The sequence below is a fragment of the Aminipila terrae genome (genome assembly GCF_010120715.1).
In the GTDB taxonomy this organism is placed as follows: domain Bacteria; phylum Bacillota; class Clostridia; order Peptostreptococcales; family Anaerovoracaceae; genus Aminipila; species Aminipila terrae.
In genome coordinates this window covers 149,900-170,951 of record NZ_CP047591.1, presented here as the reverse complement: position 1 = coordinate 170,951, position 21,052 = coordinate 149,900, and the positions used below count along the sequence as shown (strand labels likewise).

The following is a 21,052-nucleotide window of genomic DNA, read 5'->3' as shown; positions in this document are numbered from 1 at the left end:
TTGGAGTAAAAATGAAAAGAATCACAGGAAAATTCTTTGCAAAAAAATTTATAAAATTAATAACACTGCTGATAGCTTTGTGTGTCATTACCTTTGTCCTGATGGAATTATCGCCTATTGATCCGGTTACGGCTTATGTAGGTGCCAGTACTAAGGTGGGGGCAGAGCAAAGAGCCTTGATTGCAGAGCACTGGGGATTAAATAAGCCACCAGTTGAACGGTTTATGAGCTGGTTTACATCTATTATCCAGGGAGACTGGGGAACGTCTATGATTTACAGACGGCCAGTGCTGGAAGTGATTGGCCAGAAGTTTGTGTCTTCCCTGGCGCTGATGAGTATTGCCTGGGTATTATCAGGAATCATTGGATTTGTTTTAGGTATTATTGCAGGAATAAAAGAAGGAAAATTTGCGGATAAACTCATTTGTGCTTATTGCCATATTTTGATTTCAACCCCAACTTTCTGGCTGGGAATATTATTTATCATGATTTTTGCAGTAAAACTTGGGTGGTTCCCTGTGGCAATGAGTGTTCCCATAGGTGTATTGGCTCAGGATGTAAGTTTACTGGATAAAATATCCCACATCATTCTTCCGGCATTGACGTTGAGTGTACTGGGAATTGCAAACATTTGCCTGCACACAAGAGAAAAAGTATCCGATATTATGAAAACTGATTTTATCCTTTTTGCTAAGGCTCGTGGGGAAAGTTCCAGAAGCATTGTTTTTAATCATGTAGTAAAAAATGTTTCGCTGCCGGCAATTACCCTTCAATTCCTGTCTTTCAGTGAATTGTTTGGAGGAACTATTTTTGTGGAACAGGTATTTTCATATCCTGGACTGGGACGTGCCGTTGTTCAGTCCGGTCTGAGAGGAGACCTTCCTTTATTAATGGGGATTGTCATTATTAGTCTTGTTTTTGTTTATACTGGCAATCTTGTGGCAGACATGTTATACAGAGTGATTGATCCAAGAATCAGAGAGGGATTGAATATACAATGAGAAACAGCACAATCGTAGTAAAAGATGAAACCATAAAACTTCATAAAAGAATCTTTGGCATCAGAGAAAAAACCATCTTATCAATCAGTGTCCTTTCAGTATTTTTTATTCTTATTCTGGTTGTTGGCAGTTTGATTAATGAAAACTCTCTGTATGTGGATTTAACAGATATATTTGTGCCTCCATGCGGGGGACACATCTTCGGAACAGACTGGGTAGGTCGTGACATGCTGGTGAGAACTTTAAAAGGTCTGAGTCTGAGTATAAAAATCGGACTGCTGTGTTCTGTTACAAGTAGTTTGATTGCCATGGTTTTAGGTATTGCAGCTCCTCTTTTGGGAGGAAAAGCTGATATATTTATTTCCTGGCTGATTGATCTGGTTCTGTCTGTACCTCATACCCTTGTGATTATATTGATTTCTGTTGCCTGTGGGGGAGGACTGAAGGGAATTGTCATCGGAGTCACAGCTACACACTGGACTTCTTTAACCAGAGTAATCCGGGCAGAGGTCATGCAGATTAAGGAAGCCGAATATACAAAGATCTCCAGAAGATTTGGCAAGGGCAACCTTTTTATAGCCAGAGAACATGTTTTACCCCATATTATTCCTCAGCTGGTTGTAGGTACCGTTTTGATATTTCCTCATGCTATCTTGCACGAGGCATCCATAACTTTTCTGGGATTTGGACTTCCAGCCCATGAACCGGCAATCGGTGTTATTCTTTCGGAGTCAATGAAATATCTGACCAGCGGTAAATGGTGGCTGGCGTTTTTCCCGGGTATCTGTCTGGTGACGGTTTCTGTTATGGTCAATTCCATTGGCAGAAATATAGAAAAACTGATCGATCCCAAGACAGCAAACAAATAGTTAGGAGTAAGATATGATAAAGGAACCCATATTAAAGGTAGAGAATTTAGAAATTTCTTTCTCTCAATATACCAAGGGATTACATAGGAAGGATCTGAAGGTAATAAATAATCTGGATATTGAACTATATGAAGGCGAAATATTAGCCATTGTAGGTTCCAGCGGATCTGGAAAAAGCCTGCTGGCCAATGCTATATTGGGAATACTCCCAGATAATGCATCCTGCAAAGGAAACATGTATTATAATGGAAGGAATTTAGATCAAAGCAGCAAGGTGAAAATCAGGGGGAAAGAAATTGTTTTAATTCCCCAATCTGTTAATTATTTAGATCCCCTTCAGCAGGTAGGAAAACAGATAGGTATATCCATAGAAAATAAAGAAAACAGGAAAAAAATTATAGAAAATATATTTCAAAAGTACGGACTTCAGAAAGAAGTGGTAAACTATTATCCTTACCAGTTATCAGGGGGTATGGCAAGAAAAGTTCTTCTTGCAACGGCCCTGGTATCCAATTCTAAAGTGATTATTGCGGATGAGCCCACACCGGGACTGGACGAAACTTCATTAAATGAAGTCTTAAAAGACTTCAGAGAGCTTGCAGATGATGGGCGTGCTATTTTGATGATTACCCACGATATTGAGGCAGCACTTAAAATTGCAGATAAAGTTGCTATATTTTATGCTGGTACAACCCTTGAAGTTTCCAATACAGAGGACTTTGATGATAAAGGTGAATTGCTGAGACATCCTTATACGAAAGCATTAAATCAGGCAAGACCCAATATTCGGTTTGTACCAATTCAGGGGACGCAGCCATATCCGGATAAACTTCCCAACGGCTGTCTGTTTTCTGACAGATGCAGAAGAAAAACGGATCAATGTGAAAAAGGAATACCAGAGTTCAGGGAAATTCGGGGCGGAAAGGTAAGATGTAACCATGCGACTTAGTGCAGAAAATATTAGTTTTAGATATACAAATGAAAGATACATACTGAAGAATGTGAATTTCCATATTGACAGCGGTGAAGTGGTAGGCCTTACTGCTCCCAGTGGATTTGGAAAAACCACCCTGGGGAAAATTCTTGCGGGTTATCTGAAACCAGAGAGTGGACGGATAACCATAGATGGAAATGACATAAAAGGGAGCAGCTTTTATCCGGTACAGTTAATCTTTCAGCATCCGGAAAAAGCAGTAAATCCTAAATGGAAAATGCGAAAAGTATTGGAAGAAGTAGAGATGCCTTCGGAAGAATTAATGGAATCTATGGGAATTCAGCAGGGCTGGCTGGAGCGATGGCCCAGTGAACTGTCTGGAGGCGAGCTGCAAAGATTCTGTGTTACAAGGGTATTATCAGAGAAAACAAAGTTTATAGTTGCAGATGAAATGACCACTATGCTTGACGCTATTACCCAGGCACAGATTTGGAAAACGGTACTGGACTATGCAAAGCTTCATCATATTGGAGTGATTGTCATAAGTCACGATCAGGCTTTAATTGAAAAAGTCTGCAGCAGAATAGTGGATATCACCTTAGGGTAATTTTATGAACTGAATCCGGCAAAAAACTGGTTTCAGTTTTTTTTTTATATTTAAACTTAAATACTTGCCTGTTATAATAAAGTAAATGACAATACATTATACCTGATTGATTAAAATATTATCGGACTTTATGATAAAGGATATTGATAATAATTTACCAAAGTGGTATAATCGCTATTGTAATATTTAGTAGACTGCGGTGATTATTGTAAAAAATAATGTTGCATAACTTACTAAATATTTGGGAGCATTAATTTGCGACCCGGAATAATAATTACTTTATAATAGGACAAGAGGTGGCTTATGAGTTTAATTACGGTATTAATACTATTTCCATTAGTAGTATCTATTGTGACATTCTTGGTCAGAAAGGAGAACATCAGGAGTGCAATTGTAAGAGTTGGTGCAGTTGGTACAGCAGTATTAACGGTATATACAGCTATACAGTATTTTAACAGCGGATTAATTCTGTCAATCGGGGAAACTGAAATGATTGACTTATTTATCATTGTTGTTGAAGTGGGTTTGGCAGCATATATCATAACTACTGGTATAAGAACCAAAAAATATCTGGTTTCTTTGTTTTCACTGTTCCAGACTTGTCTGATTCTCTGGTTTGAATTTACCCAGAAAGCGGGTATCGAAGTGGAGACAGGCATTGTATTTGACAAATTATCCGGAGTTATGGTTCTGGTTGTAGGAGTCATCGGAAGTTTAATTTGTCTGTATGCTGTTGGATACATGAAAGCATATCATGACCATCACACAGAAGTAAAAGAAAGAAAGTCTTTCTTTTTGGCAGTATTATTCCTTTTCTTATCCGCAATGTTCGGATTGGTTTTGTGTAATAATTTAATGTGGATTTATTTCTGTTGGGAAATTACAACATTCTGCTCTTACTTACTTATTGGCTATACGCAGACAAAAGAAGCAAGAAACAATTCTTTACTTGCTTTGACTATTAATGTCGGCGGCGGAGTAGCTTTTGCATGTGCAATCGTAATGATTGGTATGAACTTCAGAACTTTGGAACTGTCAACACTGATTTCAATGAAACCTGAAGCACTGGTTCTGATTCCAGTATTTTTACTTTGCGTTGCAGCACTTACAAAATCCGCACAGCTTCCATTTTCAGCGTGGCTTCTTGGAGCAATGGTAGCGCCTACACCATCTTCTGCATTGTTACACTCAGCAACAATGGTAAAAGCAGGTGTATATCTGATTATCAGATTAGCACCATTATTAGGAGCAACATCTGTAGGACGTATCATTACGTTAGTTGGAGCGATTACATTCCTTGCATGTTCACTAATGGCAATAGCACAAAGAGATGCGAAGAAAGTTCTGGCATATTCAACAATAGCCAATTTAGGGCTTATTGTTATGTGTGCAAGCATTGGTACTCAGGAATCAATTTGGGCAGCAATTTTATTGGTAATATTCCATGCTGTTTCAAAATCACTTTTATTCTTATCAGTTGGATCTATCGAACATCAGATTGGAAACAGAAATATAGAAAATATGAACATCTTAATGAATGTATCAAGAAAACTTTCTATTTATCTGATGATTGGTATCGCTGGTATGTTCCTGGCACCATTTGGAATGCTGATTTCAAAATGGGTTGCTATGAAATCATTTATTGATTCAAATAATATCATTATAGTAATAATTCTTGCTTACGGCAGTGCCGCTACCTTATTCTACTGGGGTAAGTGGATTGGAACGCTTGTTTCTAACGGAAGTGGAAAGAATAACGGACATCATGGGGTATTTTCTCTGGATGAAGAATTACCAATATTCCTTCAGGCAGTGATTGTTGTGTTCTCATGTCTTGCATTCCCACTTATATCAAAGTTTGCGATTGTTCCATATCTATCCGATGTGTTTGGCGGTACGGCAATGGCTCCTATAGGTACAGGCAACCAGATTATAATGGTTATCATGATGGCTATGCTTATCTTATTACCTTTAGGCTACATTCCATTAAGTAAAAAAGAAAAATCCAGAGTTACACCAATTTATATGGCGGGTGAAAATGCTGGAGACAACGAAAACTTCATCGCAGCAACTGGTGTAAAACGTAAGAGCGATCTTAGCAACTGGTATCTGGAAGGATACTTTGGCGGTAAAATTTTTACATTCTGGAGTAATATGATAACTATATCAATATTGTGTGTTGGTGTATTACTACTTATTTGGAGGTGGGCTTTATAATGATGTTAGCAATTCAGATTATTTTAATTGTTGTTCTGACACCTTTAGTTGGTGGACTGCTTGCAGGATTTGACCGAATTATCTCAGCAAGAGTGCAGGGTAGAAAAGGACCACCTTTATTGCAGCCATTTTATGATGTATTGAAACTGCTGCAAAAGGAAAACATACAGGTAAACAAGACTTACAAATTTTATGTATATGTTTCTTTGTTGTTCATTATTTTAACTGCTGTAATCATGTTGATTGGCGGAGACATACTGCTTGCAATATTTGTACTGACACTTGGTGCCATATTCTTTGTATTCGGTGGTTATGCTTCTCAGTCTCCATACAGTATTATCGGAGCTGAAAGAGAATTATTGCAGATGATGGCATATGAACCTATGGTATTAATTACTGCAGCAGGTTTATATATGGTAAGCAAAACCTTCTTTATAGGGGAAATTATTGCAAGAGATGTTCCTGCAATTGTTTATCTGCCAGCAGTATTTATCGGATTCGTATACATCTTAACTTTCAAGTTAAGAAAATCACCGTTCGATTTAAGCTTAGGTCATCATGCTCACCAGGAACTGGTACAGGGGATTTCAACAGAGTATTCCGGAACAGAATTAGCTGTTATCGAGATTACTCACTGGTATGAAACAATTATTTCATTAGTGTTTGTTTATATATTCTTTGTTACCAGCAATCCGATAAGTCATGTGTTCGCTATAATTGCATGTATCGTTGTATATTTATTTGAAATTATATTAGATAACTCAACTGTACGTGTGAAATGGCAGCTGGCTCTGAAATCTGCATGGATTGTTACTGGAGTTTTAAGTATAATGAACCTTATGATTTTATCATTCTTTAAATTTTAATAATATTTAAAATGCGAAGGTAAACATTTTATATTTTTGATTTAAAATAAGCGGAATATATGTTTATTCAGAAAGTAGGAAATATGAATTTTAATACAAAATCACCATGGATATTACATTATGATGGAACAAGTTGCAATGGATGTGATATAGAAGTTTTGGCATGTCTGACACCGCTCTATGATGTGGAACGTTTTGGTGTAATTAATACAGGAAACCCAAGACATGCAGATATTTTATTGATTACAGGCAGTGTGAATGACCAGAGTATTCCAGTTGTTAAACAGCTTTATGAGCAGATGGCTGATCCAAAAGTAGTTGTAGCTGTAGGAATTTGTGCAACTTCTGGAGGCCTGTTTACAGACTGCTATAACGTAGTGGGCGGCGTAGACAAAGTATTACCGGTAGATGTTTATGTACCAGGCTGCGCAGCCAGACCACAGGCAATCATTGACGGTGTGGTAAAAGCACTTGCAATATTAGATGAAAAACAGAACGCGATGAAAAAATAATGTCTTGTATTGAGATTGTCTATCAAATAAGCAGGTAAAGGCTAATAGGCTATATTTGCTTAATCGGACCGGCGATTTAACAGAATGGAATTGTTTAAGGTGGAGAACCTCTTTTTCGTGTAGTGCGGTTCAATCGCTTTTGTGATAGGAATATCACTGATTTGTATTTGAAAGACGAAATGGACGCGATTTTATAAAGTTTAGGAGGAACATTAGGTCCGCCTAAGCTTTATAGTGTGACTTCTTATAGAAGAATCCTATAAGGAAGGGTGGCATATACACCACGTTTTTCATTACTATTTGTGCCGCAGGCATTAGCGGCGGAATGGAGATTTATATATGGGAGAACAAAACATTAGAAAAATTTCTTCAGATCAAATTTTAGCTGAAACTATAAGTCTTAAAAGTGCAGGTTATCGTTTAGTAGCTATTTCATGCACAAATAAAGATGGTTTAGAATTAAGTTATTCATTTGATAAGGACTATGATTTTATTAATTTAAGAATAAATATGGACTATGATACCGAGATTGAGAGTATAACCTGTATTTATCATTATGCTTTTTTATATGAAAATGAAATTGCAGAGCTCTTTGGAGCCAAAATAAAAAATATTGCAGTGGATTTCAAGGATAAGCTGTATAGATTATCTGTAAAAACTCCATTTAATATGAAGAAGGAGGAGGAATAATGGGAGAAAGAACAGTAATTCCTTTTGGACCCCACCATCCCGTGCTTCCGGAGCCAATTCATTTAGACTTGGTACTTGAGGATGAAAAAGTTATTGAAGCGATACCTCAAATTGGTTATGTTCACAGAGGGCTTGAAAAATTAGTAGAAAAAAGAGATTTTAAACAATATACTTATATTGCAGAAAGAATTTGCGGAATCTGTTCTTTTATGCACGGTATGGGTTACTGCATGTCTGTAGAAAGCATTATGGGACTGGAAGTACCAGAGAGAGGTCAGTTTTTAAGAACAATCTGGGCTGAACTATCCCGTATCCACAGTCATTTGCTTTGGCTTGGTCTGACTGCTGATGCTTTTGGATTTGAAAGTTTATTTATGCATTCCTGGAGACTACGAGAAAAAGTGCTTGATCTTTTTGAAGAAACAACAGGTGGTCGAGTAATTTTCTCCGTTTGTGATGTAGGCGGTGTCAGAAAGGATATCGATGCTGAAACATTGAAAAAAATGGTTGATGTATTAACTGGAATGGATAAGGAAATCCGTGAGCTTACACAGGTATTCTTAAATGATGCAACGGTAAAAAGCCGTACTGTAGGTGTTGGAGTACTTTCCAAAGAAAAAGCTCAGGAACTGGGTGCTGTAGGTCCAATGGCAAGAGCCAGTGGAATTAATACAGATATGAGAACACAGGGCTATGCAGCTTATAAACATTTAAAATTTGAACCGATTGTTGCAACACAAGGCGATAGCTATGCAAGAATGGATGTAAGAATTAATGAAATATTCCAGGCAATCGATTTAATCAGACAATGTGTTGAATTGATTCCTGAGGGAGAAGTAATAACTAAATTCAAAGGAAATCCGGATGGAGAATACTTTACACGTCTGGAACAGCCTCGTGGAGAAGTAATTTACTATGTTAAGGGAAATGGAACGAGCTTCTTAGACCGTGTCAGAGTCCGCACACCGACCTTCGCAAATCTTCCGGCGCTTCTTGAAACGTTAAAGAATTGCGATCTTGCAGATGTACCAATTTTAATTCTTACAATCGATCCTTGTATCAGTTGTACAGAGAGATAATGGCAAATTTGTATGTTTTGATTTTACTGACTGCATAATATTCTTTTCAGGAAGAATATTATGCAGAAATGAAATTTAATACAATCAGAAATTTCAGCAGCTGTAGCTGCCAGAGATTTTTCAGTTAAAAATATAATGACTTGATTTTTGGAATTAATAATTTTAAGACTGAATTTTAAGCATGGAAAGGCATGGAAAGAATTATGTCTCTATTAAGTATGACAAAGACACTTATTAAAAGTATACTTCACGGACCGTATACAGATCTTTATCCGGTAAAACCAAGAGAGAATTTTGAACGTACAAGAGGAAGTATTGGAATCGACATCGAAAGCTGTGTTTTTTGCGGAATATGCGAAAAGCGTTGCCCGACTGGTGCTATTAAAACAGTTAGAAACGATAAATCCTGGAGTATTGAAAGAATGAACTGCATCCAGTGTGGCTATTGTGTAGACGTATGCCCTAAAAAATGTCTTCAGATGAAAAATGAATATACGACTCCTGATCTAAAAAAAGTAAAGGATGAATATGTAGATGCACGAGTATCCGATAACTAAAAGGATTATAGAGATTTCTGAAGAGTTTGCAAAGAAAAATAATGCAGATGATATTAAACAAATCAACCTGGTTGTAGGTGATTATTCGGGTTATGTGGCCAGTTCCATTGAACTGTATTTTGACCTTATTGCAGAAGACAGTATATGTAAAAATGCAGTGCTTAATATTGAACGGGTGGAACCCAAATTGAAGTGCAGTGATTGTGGGAAATTATTTAAAAGAAAACCATTTTCATTTGCGTGTCCATATTGCCAGGGTGAAGGCAGGCCTACAGAGATTGGGCAGGAGTTTTATATTAAATCCATAGAGGTATGATAGGAGATACTTATGTCAGAAAACAATGAAATTGAAGTAATGCAGTCTGTCTATGATAAAAATGACGAAGTTGCAAAACAGATTAATGAAGCGTTGACAGCCAAAGGTATTTTTGCCATTAACGTAATGGGGGCACCCGGTGCAGGAAAAACGTCCACTCTTATTAAGATAATAGAAAGGCTGGATGGTACTACACCTTATGTTATTGAAGGAGATATCGAGGCAGATATTGATACAAAAACATTGCTTGCATTAGGTGTGAAGACAATTCAGATCAATACCAACGGAGCTTGTCATTTAGATTCACCTTTGATTGGTGAAGCAGTAGAAAGTCTTAATATTAAAGATGGAATACTGTTTATTGAAAATATTGGGAATTTAGTATGCCCTGCAGAATTTCAGATTGGTGAGCATGTTAAAATGCTGATTTCAACTGTGACAGAGGGCAGTGATAAACCTTATAAATATCCCCTGGCTTTTGAAAAGGCTAATATTATCATTATAAACAAATGCGATCTTCTGCCGTATGTAGACTTTGATGAAGAATATTTTATGAAAGGTGTAAGAGCTTTAAATAAAACAGCCCCTGTATTTAAGATTTCCAGTAAAACTGGTGAAGGGGTTCAGGACGTCGTTTCATGGATAAAGCAGAATTTAAAATAATGACTAAAAAGATAATTGTATCAGGAATAGTACAAGGGGTTGGTTTTCGACCCCTTACTTTTCGTATAGCGAAAAAAATAACATTAAAGGAACGGTTCAGAATATTGGTGGAATGGTAGAGATTATTACTCAATGTTCCCACAATGATTTTGAGCAATTTATTTTTGACTTAAAACATGCAGAATGTGAAGGCTGTGAGATAATCAGCATAGATATAACAGATATAACAGAGGAAATCACTGAAATATTTAGTGATTTTAAAATTATAGAAAGTACTGCCACAGAGGCTGTATCAATTATTCCTCCTGACCTGGCTACTTGTGATAAATGCCTGGAGGAACTGTATAGTAAGGACAACAGAAGGTACCAGAATCCCTTTATCAGCTGTATGTCCTGTGGACCCAGATATACGATTATGGGTGTTCTTCCCTATGACAGAGACAATACGACCATGGAAGACTTCCCTATGTGCAAAGAATGCAATGCAGAGTATATTTCACCTGAAAGCAGACGTTTTCATGCACAGACTATATCCTGTTATGACTGTGGTCCTTACTTAATTTTAAAAGAATATAACAGGGATGAAAATGATTTGTTAGATTCGTCTAGGTGTTCTAATAAAAAAATCAGAAACCATCCTGTAAAATTAAATAAATTATATAAAAAAATACCAATGGACAGATATAACCAGCATCAGGCTCACATTTATAAGAACCGGAAAAGGTTTAAACGGGCAGTAGATATAATAAACAGTGGTGGAATTATTGCGGTCAAGGGAATTGGTGGTTATCATTTTGTCTGCTCACCATTTATGGAAGAAACGGTCCAGAATTTAAGAAAGTTAAAGGGCCGTGAAGAAAAACCTTTTGCCGTTATGTTTGGATCAGTGGATTCTATAAGAGAATACTGTGAAGTATCTTCCCAGGAAAAAATGTTGTTGGAAACAAAAGCCAGACCTATTGTGCTGCTTTATTCAAAGAATGAGAAAATGGCTCACTCTACCTATAAGGGGAGTATTTATTGTGGTGCATTTCTGCCCTATACTCCTTTGCAGACCATGCTCCTGAAGGAATGCGGTCCATTGATTATGACAAGCGGAAATATTTCTGATCAGCCTATTATCAGGGAAGACAGTATCATGCTGGCACTGGATAATCCGCTGCTGAACGGAGTCTTATATAATAAAAGACGTATTATCCGGTCGGTGGATGACTCTGTTGCAAAAATAATAGATGATAAAGCACAATTGATTCGCAGAAGCAGAGGATATGTGCCTTATCCTGTTTTCCTGCCAGAAAGCAATAAAAACCTGAAGATATTTGCTGCAGGGGGGGATTTAAAAGCGGCCTTCTGCTTGTTTAACAGGGGAAGTGCAGTGGTTTCCCAGTATTTTGGGGATCTGGAGGAAAGCAGCATCCTGGAAGAATATAAAAAATCTGTAGATGATTTAGCTGGGCTTCTGAAAATAACTCCAGACCTGGCTGTTTGTGACTTGCATCCAAATTATTTTTCTACCAGATTTGCAGAATCCTTAAATAAACCAGTTATATATGTCCAGCATCATCATGCTCATATAGCATCTGTTATGGCGGAGCATAATTTAAAGGAGAAAGTAATTGGTATTGCTTTTGATGGGACAGGCTATGGAACAGATGGAAATATATGGGGCAGTGAATTTATGATTTGCCAGGGGGCAGATTTTGAGAGAAAAGCCCATCTGAAATATATTCCTATGTTAGGTGGAGATCAATCCATGAAAGATGCAAAAAAAACAGCTACTTGTTTTTTAGCAGGTTCAGGGTTGGAACAATATATTAAGGACGATAGAAGTGCGATTATTAAAGCCGCATTAAAGAATCAGGTAAATACGGTTCTGACTTCCAGCATGGGCAGACTTTTTGATGCTGTTTCCAGTATATTAGGAATTCTTGATGAAAACCATTATGAAGGAGAATGTGCAGCATATTTGGAAAAAGAGGCTCTGTTGGCTGAAAAAGGTAAAGCTGTTCCTGAGAAAATGTCCTTTGATATTGTTAGAAATGATGATATGATTGAAATTGATCCAGCTCCTGTTTTAGAAGCTCTTTGCAGGCGTCAGGAAGGCAGAGGAGATGAGCCTGTCACTTCAATACGCCAGTCTCTTGCTCTTGGCTTTCACTACGCTCTTGCGGAAGTTATTGTGGGTGTCTGCCAGATTTTAAGAGAGGAACATAATCTGAACAGTGTTGCCTTTAGTGGCGGTGTTTTTCAAAATTCCGTTCTTACTAATCGTTTGATTAAGCTTTTACGGGAAAATGGATTTATGGTTTATTACAATATAGCAGTGCCCCCTAACGACGGTTCGATTAGTTTAGGCCAGACATATGTGGGTATAATGAAATCAGATGAAAATTAATAATATTATATAAAGGGTATACGTAGGTGAAATTATGTGTGTTGCAGTTCCAGGAAAAATAGTAGAAATTAATGGAGATACAGCTAAAGTGGATGTTATGAATAATACATGCGATGTGAATATCAAGCTGGTTAAGGCTAAAATCGGAGATTATGTACTTATTCATGCTGGCTGTGCCATTGATGTGTTAAGCAAAGATTCCGCAGAGGAAATCATTTGGATGTTCAACGAACTTGAGGAGGAAGTAAATGGTAACTCTTCAGCAGATAACTAAAGAATTAAAAGAATATGACGGAGATGAGATTAAAATAATGGAGGTATGTGGTACACATACCTCAAGTATTTTTAAAAATGGCATAAGAAGCCTGATTTCTCCTAAGATAAAGTTGATATCCGGACCAGGATGTCCGGTTTGTGTTACTCCATCGGTATATGTAGATAAGCTGGTTGAAATTTCTTTAAGGGAGAACCACTGCGTTCTCACCTTCGGTGATATGATGAAGGTGAAAGGAAATGAGCATTCTCTTACAGAAGCAGCGGCTATTGGTGGAAAAGTTAAAGTGTTATATTCTCCTTTAGACGCCATAAAAGTGGCAATGGAGGATACTAACACACAATATGTGTTTGCTGCTGTGGGATTTGAAACCACAGTACCCATTTATGGTGTACTGATTGATGAAATTATAAAAAAGACATTCACAATTTAAAGATTATAACGTCTTTAAAAACCATTACACCGGCTCTTACATTTATTTGTGAGAACGAAGAAAACATAGATGCTTTTATAGCACCGGGACACGTCAGTGTTATTATTGGATGTGATGCTTATAAAGAACTGGTTGAAAAATATCATAAACCTTTTGTTGTGGCTGGGTTTGAAGGTGAGCATATTCTGGCAGCAATCTATGAAATTGTCATTCAGATAAAACAAAAAAAATATGCCATGAAGAACATGTATATCAGTGCGGTTTCTAATGAGGGAAATAAAACAGCTCTTTCAGTTATAAATGAATATTTTCAAGTAAAAGATGATTTCTGGCGTGGTATAGGAGTAATAGAAAAATCGTCTTTAGGGCTGAAGCCGGAATATTTACAGTATGATGCCGGGAGCGGATTTGATGACTATAAGGAGAATCCTCCAAAAGGCTGTAGATGTACAGATGTTATATTAGGAAGAATTAATCCAACAGAATGTCCATTATTTGGTGAACAGTGTACTCCTCTGAACGCTGTGGGCCCATGTATGGTATCCGTTGAAGGCGTATGTGGAATATGGTATAAAAACAGAGGAAGATCTTGAAGAACAATGGATAGTTTGGACATGCCAAAGAAATGGAGAAGAAAATGAAAATAGATATATCCTATGGAAGCGGCGGAAAACAGACAAGCAGTCTGATTAATGATATTTTTTTAAAAAATTTTGACAATGAAGTATTAAATAAACTGGAAGATGCTGCTGTACTTGATGTAAAAAACAGAATTGCTTATACAACGGACTCTTTTGTTGTTACTCCCATGTTCTTTAAAGGAGGAAACATTGGTAAATTAGCCATTTGTGGTACAGTAAACGATCTTTCCATGATGGGAGCCAGACCGCGATATCTGACAGCTGGTTTTATCATTGAAGCAGGGGCAGACAGTGAGATGATTGATCAGATTGCACACACCATGAGGGTGACAGCGGAGGAAGCTGGCGTAAAAATTGTAGCCGGTGATACAAAGGTAATAGAAGGAAATGGTAACGTTTATATCAATACTTCAGGAGTTGGAGAAATATTAAAAGAAGGAATCAGTATTCAAAACTGCCATCCAGGGGATATGATTCTGCTTTCCGGCAATCTGGGGGAGCATCATGCAGCTATTATGTCCGAAAGAATGGGAATAGAAAATAATATTGCCAGTGATTGTGCACCGCTTTTCTCTATTGTCTCAGATCTTTTAGAAAATGACATAGAAATCAGATGTATGAGAGACGTAACCCGGGGAGGATTGGCAACCGTTTTGAATGAGGTGTCTGAAAGCTCAAAATGCAGAGTAGAGATTGAAGAAGAAGCTTTACCAGTGAGTGATGAAGTGAAAGGTTTCTGTAATATCTTAGGACTGGATCCGCTTTATATGGCCAATGAGGGTAAAATGATTGCTGTGATACCGGGAGAACAATCCCAAAAGGCTGTTGAGGTCATGAGAAAAAATAAGTATGGTTCGCATGCAACGATTATAGGAAAAATTACAGAAGGTAATGGTGTTAACATGACCACTGCGCTAGGTGGCAATCGAATGATAGATATTCTTTACGGCGAAGGATTACCACGAATTTGCTAATAAATTAAATAGTAACTGAATATATCACTCATAAGCAGAGTAAAATAAAACTGTCTGAACCAACATTGTGTAAGGCAGTTTTTGATTACATACTTTTTCATGTTTTGGCAAATAATGATGTGAAGAGTAGGGGGAGTTTCTATGCGGCTATTTATTTCTATTAACTTTAATGAGGAAATCTGCAATAAAATTTATGATGCCATTTGTGAAATAAAGAAAATTTCCAACAAAGGTAATTTTAGCAGGAAAGAAAATCTACACGTAACACTGGCATTTTTAGGAGAAATTAATCCTGAAGATGTGGATAAAATAAAGGCTTGTATGGACAGGGTCAAAGGGGAAAACTTTGATATGCATATACAAGGATTAGGAAGGTTTAAAAGGACTGGTTTTGATATATACTGGATTGGTATAGAACAATCCCATGCTATGAACAAGCTTCATGCTCTTTTAAATAATGAACTGAATGATAATGGATTTCCAGTGGAACTCCGGGAGTTTAAACCGCATCTAACTTTGGGACGCCAGGTGATCTGCCATTATCAGGAAGCAAAAAAAATCATAGAAGATCTGGGATTAATAATTCAGCCTGTAAATAAATTTAGTCTCATGCTAAGTGAGCGTAAAAACGGTAAACTAACCTATACAGAACTTTATACAAAAAATATTTGAAAAAGTATGGAATTTAATGTATAATTAAATTTTGTGAATAACTGCACAGGAATCTATGGAAATAGACACCCTGTGCATTTTATTGCTTAAAAGATTGAACCTTAGAAAATAATGACAGCAAGAGAGGAAGCAGATGAAGGTAGTATACAGTAACTTTACTTTAGGCGCTATTGAAGAAAATATTACAAATTTAATTAAAGAATGTAAAATCTGGAGCGATTTAAATATGTCATATGACGAATATGATATATTAAACCAGAAAATATGTGAAATGATGGGGGGAGGGCCAGATGTATTACAAATACAGAAAAGGTACCCTTTAGTAAATATAACTCATGCAATTCATGTAATAATCTATGAAGAGTATGAAGAATTTTGGGACTTTTACAGTAAAAAATTAGGCATAACCCTGAGCAACAGTGAAAAAACGGTGCTTAAGAAAAACTGGTCTCTAATAATTGAAAAAGTAGGATTGAAAAAACACAATTATGAAATTGACCAGGCAGAATCTATGCCTCTTTTGTATCAGGCAGGCATACCTAACCGTGAGCTGGATGACATATTTGATACCATTAAATACAGCAGAGATACCCATAAAGATTTTCAGCCGCAGATGCTCATGGATCAATTGACAAGCTGGCGAAGCTATGCTGCTGGACCATCCACAAAAGCCTATATAGAGATATTTCCTGACAAAGCCCAAGAGTTTTTTTCTCAGGTAAATGACCTTATAAAGGCAGAGGCACCCCAAACAGAAAATTATTCAGAGAGATTATTAAATAAATACGATGGCTGGAGAGAAAAACAAAAATACCTGGGAAGAAAACATCCCAGGACTTCAGAACTTTCATCACCCTATCTCATGTATGACAAGGAAAAAAATGAATTCAGTTTATTTTTACCGCCATGTTCTGTTACCAATGATTATATAAGTTATATGACATACATAATAGCGGATAATGATCATAACCGATATGAAGGCAAAGTTAAAGTTATGACCGATACAAAAGGCAGGTATATTAAACAGCAAGTGGTACCAGTAAAAGCAGCCAGAGCATATGTTATTCACTGGTATGACGATATGGATAAGACAAATCCCATACTGGATAAGAAAATTACAGGTGCCTTAGGATATGGATCGGTAATTTTTGATTATGATGGGAAAAGGATTCAGGAAGTTTTCTGTCAGGAAAGTGTTATTGAAGAGAATAACCATTTAAATCCTGATTTTCAGGAACCAGTTCTGGACAATATCCGGTATAAAGAAAGTTTTGGTGAAGAAAACCGTCCTATCCTGTATTGGGATGCTTTAAATTCTTATCCGGTTTCATCGTTTTCATTAAGGCAGCTGGATGATTTTATGCCTGAAGTAAAAATACATATGACAAAATGCAGAAAATTAAAATCTGTTTCTGGAGAAAAGCATTTCGTTTATTTGGGAAATAAACTACAAACTGGAATATATAAGATTTTTCAAGAAGAAAAGTGCAACTTGCCGGAAGATACTTATGTTCCTTTAAAAATTGGGAAGATGCACATTTTTAAACATAAAGAAGAAGGTTATAAAGACAGAATTGGCAGCCTGAATGATATACTGGTTACTACCCTGATGAATTATGATTCGATAAAAGTACTGGAAAAAATAAAAACCGTAGTAAAAGAAACCGGGAAAAAGAGAGATTCTTATCTGGATAAAAGAGGTTGCCGTATATTAACTTTGCTCATATGTAACTTTTGCCAAGACTGCAGTAGTGAAGATGAAGAGCTGTTATGGCAGGACAACCATAAAAATTGTAATAATACAATTGAAGAAATACTGAAGCTTATCAGCATTCACATGCTAAATGGACAAATCAGAGGTTTCATCGTACAAAATCTTAGTAAATATGATTTATCAGAAAAACAGTTCAGTAAATGTTTTCATGTTCTGGACCTCCAAACTGCAGTTTTTGCATTATCCAAAGAAATAACCGGCGGGCAAATTGATAAACTTGCTGAGGAAAATTCTATGACAGCTATGCGGTTATTAATGAAAGATAAAATGAATTTTAAAAATGGAATGAGATTACTTAGACTGGCAGGCATAGACGCAATGCAGGAAATGCTGCATTTCAGAAAAAAACCAGATACCATGGCTGAATGGTTTGAATGTTATGAAGAACTGATTAATGGAAATTTAGTAAAGACGGATTACAGGTTCCTTCCAACTTATAAGGTCATGGGAAATCACAAAGAATTTAATGATCTGGTTGAATGGGGTGCCTCCAAGAAAAGCAGCTCTCCTGAAATGAATTTTAGTGGGAAACAAAGTGACGGAATAAAATTCTGTGGGCGGATTTATCTGGATGTGCTCATTGCATGGTACATGAAGTATATGAATAAGACGGAAGAAACAATGGAAGCTGCTAAAGAACTGATATCCCAGATTTCATCCATTGAAAAAATGTATCTAAGCTTAAAGCCCGAAATCAGAAATTCTATTATTTTTTATGAAAGGGCCCTTAAAGAAAGATATATTGAGGAAAAAAGTATCTTTGCCACATTTTATTATTGCGGACTGGTTTCTGTTATTCTGGCAACCCACCCATATTTGGAGTTAGATGAGGAGACCTTTAGCACTTGTGATGGATTCTTACAGAAAATGTATCAGATATTTCCAGAATTAGTGGAAAGAGATTTATTACTGGCAGATGCATATGTTCTATTTAATATTGGACTGGCTTAAGGTGATAGAAAATAATGGGAAAAGAATAAAGTATATGCCTCTGTCTCTATGCGTATATATTATCAAATAGAAATAAAGATAAAGGTGGATATATGAGGAATTTTAAGAAACTTTTCCTTTTGTTTATGGCTGGTGGAGCAGGGTATTGTTTAATTGAACTATTGTTCAGGCATTACAGTCATGTTACAATGTTTTTTGTTGGAGGAATTTGTTTTATCCTGGTAGGACTGATTAATGAACTATTTACTTTTGATATGCCTATGAGGTGGCAGATGCTCATTGGTGGAATCCTCATCACAGGAGTGGAGTTTGTCAGTGGATGCATCATAAATCTGTGGCTGGGTCTTCACGTATGGGATTACAGTAATCTTCCCTTTAATGTATTAGGGCAGATATGCCTGCCATTTACATTGATATGGATTTTATTAAGTGGTGTTGCAATAGTTCTGGATGATTATTTAAGATATCGATGGTTTAATGAAGAAAAGCCACATTACAGGCTATAGGAGATTCCATTAAAAATATTGAAAAACAGGTAATGAAAGATGATTATCAGTGCAAGTCGAAGAACGGACATCCCCAATTATTATTATGAATGGTTTACAAACCGCTTGAAAGAGCGGTTTGTTTTAGTGAGAAATCCTATGAACCATAGTCAGATAAGTAAAATTGATCTGTCCCCTGAAGTGGTGGATTGCATTGTATTCTGGACCAAAAACCCAGAACCCATGCTAAGTAAGCTTGAAAGCTTACAGGACTATAATTATTATGTTCAATTTTCCCTTACCCTTATGGCAGGGATATAGAGCCAGGTGTGCCTTCTAAGTGGGACAAGGTGCTGGAAACCTTTAAAAGATTGTCAGAAAAAATCGGACCGGATAAAGTGATCTGGCGATATGATCCCATTCTTTTAACCAAGACATATAGCATGCAATATCACATGGAATACTTTGAGAAAACTGCACAACAATTAGCACCTTTCACAGAAAAATGTGTTTTTAGCTTTATGGATTATTATGCCAGTATTAGGACTAATTTAAAGGAAATAGGAGCCTGGGCTCCAGATGAAAGGGAGCAGCTTGAGCTTTCAAAAGCATTGCAAAGTATTGCCTGTCAATACGGATTGCAACTGGAAACCTGTGGAGAAACCGTAGATTTAAGTCATATGGGTATTTCCCACGGGAAGTGTATAGATCCTGCATTAATTGAAAGAATTGCAGGGTATCCGGTTACTGGTTTAAAAGACAAGAACCAGCGTCTGGAATGTGGATGTATAGAAAGTATCGATATTGGAGCCTACAATACCTGCAGCAATGGGTGCCGGTATTGTTATGCCAGTCACAGCGGGGTTTCCATAAAACAAAATATAGAAAATTACAACGTGAATTCACCCATTTTATGCAGCAGGGTTCATGAGAATGACAAGATAAACTTGAGAAAGGTGGAATCCTTCAAAGAGGCCCAGCTGACCATCAAATTATAAAAAATAAAGGAGGTCTGAATTTGATACGAGTTATGTTTGTCTGTCACGGCAATATCTGCCGATCTCCTATGGCAGAGTTCGTGTTTAAAGATATGGTAAAGAAAAAAGGATTAGAAAAAGATTTCTTAATCGCATCGTCTGCTACCAGTACAGAAGAAATTGGAAACCCAGTTCATCATGGTACCAGAAACAAATTGAAGTGTTATGGTATAACTACAGAAGGGAAAAAGGCTGTTCAGCTGCAAAAGATGGATTATGACTGCTATGATTATATACTGGGAATGGAAGAAAGAAACCTGATTAATATAAAAAGAATTTTCGGCATAGATAAAGATAATAAGATAAAAAAACTTCTGGATTTTTCAGATAATCCAAGAGATATTGCCGATCCCTGGTATACAGGGAATTTTGATATTACATATGAAGATATTTATGAAGGCTGTCAGGGATTATTAACATATATCTTAAAAAATGATAATAGCCGCTAAAGTTTACTAAAATAATAATTATGACAAACAAATAAAGAGAGGATCATCATGGATACACATGGGGATAAAAAACTAAATATTATCACAAAAACAACGGAACTGGCAATGAAAATTACTCTGGAATATATAGGAGAAGGGGATACTGTTATTGATGCAACTGCAGGGAATGGGCATGATACTTTGCTTCTGGCAGAAGCAGCCGGAGAGAGCGGAAAAGTAATCGCCTTTGATATTCAGGAAACGGCTATAGAACATACAAAAGCCCTTTTACAGGAACATGGAATGCTGGATCGGGTAAAACTGGTCAAGGATTCTCATGAACATCTGGAAAAATACCTGGATAAAGGAAGCAGGCCATCGGCAGTTATCTTTAATCTGGGATATCTGCCTACGGGGGATAAAAGTATTACAACAAAAGCGGATACTACCATTTCATCTATAGTGACGGCGTCGAAACTTATTAAGTTAGGGGGCATAATTACTCTTGTATTATATAGTGGACATGAGGAAGGAAAGCAAGAAAAGGAAAGGATTCTAGATTTACTCGGGCAGTTTTCTCCAAGGGAATTCCATGTTGCATATACCTCAATGATTAATCAACCGAATAATCCTCCGGAAATTGTCTGGATAACCAGAAAAAAATAAATCTATAAAAA

20 protein-coding genes and 3 pseudogenes are annotated in these 21,052 nt (G+C 36.8%); all 23 read left to right on the top strand.

Translation table 11 applies throughout. From position 1 onward, the window contains the following. The first annotated feature begins 11 nt into the window (after positions 1 to 11). The 23 genes and pseudogenes from Ami3637_RS00785 (at position 12) to Ami3637_RS00675 (ending at position 21,041) form a co-directional block, all read left to right on the top strand. A complete protein-coding gene (locus tag Ami3637_RS00785) occupies positions 12 to 1,001 on the top strand; it encodes an ABC transporter permease (protein WP_162360891.1) in 990 nt (329 codons plus the stop codon). Beyond that, on the top strand, positions 998 to 1,870 hold the full coding sequence (locus Ami3637_RS00780; RefSeq protein ID WP_162360890.1) for an ABC transporter permease: 873 nt from the start codon (positions 998 to 1,000) through the stop codon (positions 1,868 to 1,870). The genes Ami3637_RS00785 and Ami3637_RS00780 overlap by 4 nt, the downstream gene beginning before the upstream one ends. A gap of 13 nt (positions 1,871 to 1,883) precedes the next feature. Continuing rightward, positions 1,884 to 2,819, top strand: coding sequence for an ABC transporter ATP-binding protein (locus Ami3637_RS00775; protein WP_162360889.1), 936 nt, complete (start codon positions 1,884 to 1,886; stop codon positions 2,817 to 2,819). Next, positions 2,809 to 3,411, top strand: a complete 603-nt coding sequence (locus tag Ami3637_RS00770; protein WP_162360888.1) for an ABC transporter ATP-binding protein — start codon at positions 2,809 to 2,811, stop codon at positions 3,409 to 3,411. The genes Ami3637_RS00775 and Ami3637_RS00770 overlap by 11 nt, the downstream gene beginning before the upstream one ends. A 303-nt stretch (positions 3,412 to 3,714) precedes the next feature. After that, a complete protein-coding gene (locus tag Ami3637_RS00765; protein WP_162360887.1) occupies positions 3,715 to 5,628 on the top strand; it encodes an NADH-quinone oxidoreductase subunit 5 family protein in 1,914 nt (637 codons plus the stop codon). Then, positions 5,628 to 6,494 carry a respiratory chain complex I subunit 1 family protein gene (locus Ami3637_RS00760; RefSeq protein ID WP_202931071.1) on the top strand — a complete coding sequence of 289 codons (867 nt, stop codon included), beginning with the start codon at positions 5,628 to 5,630 and terminating at the stop codon, positions 6,492 to 6,494. The genes Ami3637_RS00765 and Ami3637_RS00760 overlap by 1 nt, the downstream gene beginning before the upstream one ends. An 83-nt stretch (positions 6,495 to 6,577) precedes the next feature. Continuing rightward, positions 6,578 to 7,006, top strand: a complete 429-nt coding sequence (locus Ami3637_RS00755) for an NADH-quinone oxidoreductase subunit B family protein (protein WP_162360885.1) — start codon at positions 6,578 to 6,580, stop codon at positions 7,004 to 7,006. Between the two features lie 339 nt (positions 7,007 to 7,345). Next, positions 7,346 to 7,696, top strand: coding sequence for an NADH-quinone oxidoreductase subunit C (locus Ami3637_RS00750; protein WP_162360884.1), 351 nt, complete (start codon positions 7,346 to 7,348; stop codon positions 7,694 to 7,696). Next, entirely contained in the window at positions 7,696 to 8,775 is a 1,080-nt protein-coding gene (locus Ami3637_RS00745) for a hydrogenase large subunit (protein WP_162360883.1), read from the top strand. The genes Ami3637_RS00750 and Ami3637_RS00745 overlap by 1 nt, the downstream gene beginning before the upstream one ends. A gap of 191 nt (positions 8,776 to 8,966) precedes the next feature. Continuing rightward, the gene (locus Ami3637_RS00740; protein WP_243158063.1) at positions 8,967 to 9,332 is read left to right on the top strand and encodes a 4Fe-4S dicluster domain-containing protein; all 366 of its coding nucleotides are present in this window, start codon (positions 8,967 to 8,969) and stop codon (positions 9,330 to 9,332) included. Further along, positions 9,310 to 9,648: a hydrogenase maturation nickel metallochaperone HypA/HybF gene (locus Ami3637_RS00735; protein WP_162360882.1), complete on the top strand. Its 339-nt coding sequence runs from the start codon at positions 9,310 to 9,312 to the stop codon at positions 9,646 to 9,648. The genes Ami3637_RS00740 and Ami3637_RS00735 overlap by 23 nt, the downstream gene beginning before the upstream one ends. A 12-nt stretch (positions 9,649 to 9,660) precedes the next feature. Continuing rightward, positions 9,661 to 10,311, top strand: a complete 651-nt coding sequence (hypB, locus tag Ami3637_RS00730; RefSeq protein ID WP_162360881.1) for a hydrogenase nickel incorporation protein HypB — start codon at positions 9,661 to 9,663, stop codon at positions 10,309 to 10,311. Beyond that, positions 10,287 to 10,717: pseudogene (locus tag Ami3637_RS19010) on the top strand (acylphosphatase); the annotation flags it as partial. The gene hypB and the pseudogene Ami3637_RS19010, both read left to right, overlap by 25 nt. Next, positions 10,700 to 12,706, top strand: a complete 2,007-nt coding sequence (hypF, locus tag Ami3637_RS00720; RefSeq protein ID WP_408609075.1) for a carbamoyltransferase HypF — start codon at positions 10,700 to 10,702, stop codon at positions 12,704 to 12,706. The pseudogene Ami3637_RS19010 and the gene hypF, both read left to right, overlap by 18 nt. Positions 12,707 to 12,740: 34 nt before the next feature. Next, positions 12,741 to 12,980 carry a HypC/HybG/HupF family hydrogenase formation chaperone gene (locus tag Ami3637_RS00715; protein ID WP_162360878.1) on the top strand — a complete coding sequence of 80 codons (240 nt, stop codon included), beginning with the start codon at positions 12,741 to 12,743 and terminating at the stop codon, positions 12,978 to 12,980. Beyond that, positions 12,955 to 14,006, top strand: a pseudogene (hypD, locus tag Ami3637_RS19005) (hydrogenase formation protein HypD). The gene Ami3637_RS00715 and the pseudogene hypD overlap by 26 nt, the downstream one beginning before the upstream one ends. Before the next feature lie 44 nt (positions 14,007 to 14,050). Beyond that, positions 14,051 to 15,028, top strand: coding sequence for a hydrogenase expression/formation protein HypE (gene hypE / locus Ami3637_RS00705; RefSeq protein ID WP_162360877.1), 978 nt, complete (start codon positions 14,051 to 14,053; stop codon positions 15,026 to 15,028). A 141-nt stretch (positions 15,029 to 15,169) separates the two neighbouring features. After that, positions 15,170 to 15,700: an RNA 2',3'-cyclic phosphodiesterase gene (gene thpR, locus Ami3637_RS00700; protein WP_162360876.1), complete on the top strand. Its 531-nt coding sequence runs from the start codon at positions 15,170 to 15,172 to the stop codon at positions 15,698 to 15,700. Positions 15,701 to 15,833: 133 nt separating this feature from the next. Continuing rightward, entirely contained in the window at positions 15,834 to 18,425 is a 2,592-nt protein-coding gene (locus tag Ami3637_RS00695) for a hypothetical protein (RefSeq protein WP_162360875.1), read from the top strand. Between the two features lie 92 nt (positions 18,426 to 18,517). Continuing rightward, positions 18,518 to 18,931, top strand: a complete 414-nt coding sequence (locus Ami3637_RS00690) for a putative ABC transporter permease (RefSeq protein WP_162360874.1) — start codon at positions 18,518 to 18,520, stop codon at positions 18,929 to 18,931. A gap of 39 nt (positions 18,932 to 18,970) precedes the next feature. After that, positions 18,971 to 19,908: pseudogene (locus Ami3637_RS00685) on the top strand (DUF1848 domain-containing protein). Between the two features lie 20 nt (positions 19,909 to 19,928). Next, complete coding sequence (locus Ami3637_RS00680; RefSeq protein WP_162360873.1) at positions 19,929 to 20,396, top strand: low molecular weight protein-tyrosine-phosphatase; 468 nt, start codon at positions 19,929 to 19,931, stop codon at positions 20,394 to 20,396. A gap of 48 nt (positions 20,397 to 20,444) precedes the next feature. Further along, positions 20,445 to 21,041, top strand: coding sequence for a class I SAM-dependent methyltransferase (locus Ami3637_RS00675; RefSeq protein WP_243158062.1), 597 nt, complete (start codon positions 20,445 to 20,447; stop codon positions 21,039 to 21,041). Positions 21,042 to 21,052 lie beyond the last annotated feature (11 nt).

Bases quoted from the DNA above. Each gene is read 5' to 3' on its own strand.
- Ami3637_RS00785 (WP_162360891.1), top strand. From the start codon at position 12: ATGAAAAGAATCACAGGAAAATTCTTTGCAAAAAAATTTATAAAATTA.
- Ami3637_RS00780 (WP_162360890.1), top strand. From the start codon at position 998: ATGAGAAACAGCACAATCGTAGTAAAAGATGAAACCATAAAACTTCAT.
- Ami3637_RS00775 (WP_162360889.1), top strand. From the start codon at position 1,884: ATGATAAAGGAACCCATATTAAAGGTAGAGAATTTAGAAATTTCTTTC.
- Ami3637_RS00770 (WP_162360888.1), top strand. From the start codon at position 2,809: ATGCGACTTAGTGCAGAAAATATTAGTTTTAGATATACAAATGAAAGA.
- Ami3637_RS00765 (WP_162360887.1), top strand. From the start codon at position 3,715: ATGAGTTTAATTACGGTATTAATACTATTTCCATTAGTAGTATCTATT.
- Ami3637_RS00760 (WP_202931071.1), top strand. From the start codon at position 5,628: ATGATGTTAGCAATTCAGATTATTTTAATTGTTGTTCTGACACCTTTA.
- Ami3637_RS00755 (WP_162360885.1), top strand. From the start codon at position 6,578: ATGAATTTTAATACAAAATCACCATGGATATTACATTATGATGGAACA.
- Ami3637_RS00750 (WP_162360884.1), top strand. From the start codon at position 7,346: ATGGGAGAACAAAACATTAGAAAAATTTCTTCAGATCAAATTTTAGCT.
- Ami3637_RS00745 (WP_162360883.1), top strand. From the start codon at position 7,696: ATGGGAGAAAGAACAGTAATTCCTTTTGGACCCCACCATCCCGTGCTT.
- Ami3637_RS00740 (WP_243158063.1), top strand. From the start codon at position 8,967: ATGGAAAGAATTATGTCTCTATTAAGTATGACAAAGACACTTATTAAA.
- Ami3637_RS00735 (WP_162360882.1), top strand. From the start codon at position 9,310: ATGCACGAGTATCCGATAACTAAAAGGATTATAGAGATTTCTGAAGAG.
- hypB (WP_162360881.1), top strand. From the start codon at position 9,661: ATGTCAGAAAACAATGAAATTGAAGTAATGCAGTCTGTCTATGATAAA.
- hypF (WP_408609075.1), top strand. From the start codon at position 10,700: ATGTCCTGTGGACCCAGATATACGATTATGGGTGTTCTTCCCTATGAC.
- Ami3637_RS00715 (WP_162360878.1), top strand. From the start codon at position 12,741: ATGTGTGTTGCAGTTCCAGGAAAAATAGTAGAAATTAATGGAGATACA.
- hypE (WP_162360877.1), top strand. From the start codon at position 14,051: ATGAAAATAGATATATCCTATGGAAGCGGCGGAAAACAGACAAGCAGT.
- thpR (WP_162360876.1), top strand. From the start codon at position 15,170: ATGCGGCTATTTATTTCTATTAACTTTAATGAGGAAATCTGCAATAAA.
- Ami3637_RS00695 (WP_162360875.1), top strand. From the start codon at position 15,834: ATGAAGGTAGTATACAGTAACTTTACTTTAGGCGCTATTGAAGAAAAT.
- Ami3637_RS00690 (WP_162360874.1), top strand. From the start codon at position 18,518: ATGAGGAATTTTAAGAAACTTTTCCTTTTGTTTATGGCTGGTGGAGCA.
- Ami3637_RS00675 (WP_243158062.1), top strand. From the start codon at position 20,445: ATGGATACACATGGGGATAAAAAACTAAATATTATCACAAAAACAACG.